At 34.5% G+C, this 1,678-nt stretch carries 1 pseudogene; it reads right to left on the reverse strand.

From position 1 onward, the window contains the following. A pseudogene (locus tag ACFIMP_RS09615) lies at window positions 1-1,678 on the reverse strand (type ISP restriction/modification enzyme); the annotation flags it as partial.

Here is a 1,678-nt window from a genome sequence, read left to right on the forward strand (position 1 = left end):
CTATTATAAATAACAGTGGTTTTATCTTTCTCTTTACCTGCTTTTGCGAATTTCATTTCAGTCACATAATAGAATTTCTCAGGATTAGAGATCTCTGTCTGTTTTGGATTACCTTTTTTAAAGGTCACTGGATAAGGCTCTATGCTTTCATAATTCACGTGCAAATGACCTAGTTCACGCCCTGCTGTTACACAAACTTCCAAAAATCATCAGCACTCTTTACACACGGGATACGAGGCAACTCTTTAGAAAGGTTATCAGCATAACGGGCACGATAATCTTCCGAATGCAAAATTCCATAAACGTAATAGAATAGATCATCTTTAGTGATAGTTTCATTAGGATAAGCCACTTTAAAATGGTCTAGACCTTCATCAGTAATGGCATCACGCTTCTGTAAATCAGCTGTTTTACTTTCTTCTGTAAATAAATGGGATTGTTTCTCACTTTTACTTTTTGAGACCGTAGTGTCTTCGTAAATATAGCGCGGAAAGCATTGACCATTCTCTATTACCTTAAAATCAGGCACAGTCTTACTCATCAAAACAGAAAAGTCTTTCATTGACCCTATGCCGGTAACGTGTATTACTTTATTTTCAACTGCTTGTCCCATAGGAAATATATGCGGCATTTGAAAAACTGACTCATTAAAGGTGCGATCATAATAGAGCCACTGTCGTGTAAAAGGGCGATAAAGGCTTTGAATAAGGCAATTATTCTCAAATTTGGAAAATTTGCTTCTTACCAATTCTTGTTTGAGAGTAGTACTCCAACTGATCTTTGTTGCATCAATGTTAATGAAATTGTTTACAATTTTATTACGTGTTTTACGGTCAGCATGAGGACAGGTATCTTTAAAACTTTCTACTTCACTATTATAAAAAGTGATCATAGCACTCATATTTTGTATTAAAGCTTTATGGCTTGCATTATATGTCCAAGCGTCACGACTCGTTACGATACCACACGAAAAATTTTTAAATAGCTTTTTATCATTACCTTTCTTATCACCTATGGCTAAAAATGCTTTAAAACTGTCATCACGTTGATCAAGCCAATCATTATGTCTATCCGGCTTTATTATTCTCCAACCTTGTTTGCTTTGTGTAATACCATCAATACTCTTAAATTTTTCAATTATCGTAAGCTTTTCTTTTCTCGTGAGGTAATCTCCAATATCACGAAAATATATCTTACCATGCTGTTGTGCATTTGGATTTTTAACCAAAATAGAAATTGCTATAGGAGCACGAGAGCCTTCACCAAAAATCTTACCACCTTCTTTACGAGAAATTTCTCCAGAGGTTCGTTGATTACCCCGCAAATGGAAAACATAAAGGCTACTAAATTCTTCAACAAGGCATTTTCGTAAACCGTCCATAGCATGACCACTGATAAATCCTGCGTTCGTGACAAATCCAATAACACCACGCTCTTTTATGCGGTCGCTTGCCCAGCAAATTGCTCGTATATAGCTATCATAAAGTTTATTTCGATTTATTATTTTTGTTGAATTCGATATATATTTCTTACGAATACGATTATCTAATATAAAATAAGAGGTATTCGGATTATTATCATTAGCACTCTTTTGTCCTACCGAATAAGGAGGATTTCCAAAGATAACTTCAATATTCATCTTCTTTTGATGTTCTAAATATTCACTGTTTTCTTTAAA

The organism is Bartonella sp. AP65SXKL, from assembly GCF_042195725.1.
Taxonomy (GTDB): domain Bacteria; phylum Pseudomonadota; class Alphaproteobacteria; order Rhizobiales; family Rhizobiaceae; genus Bartonella.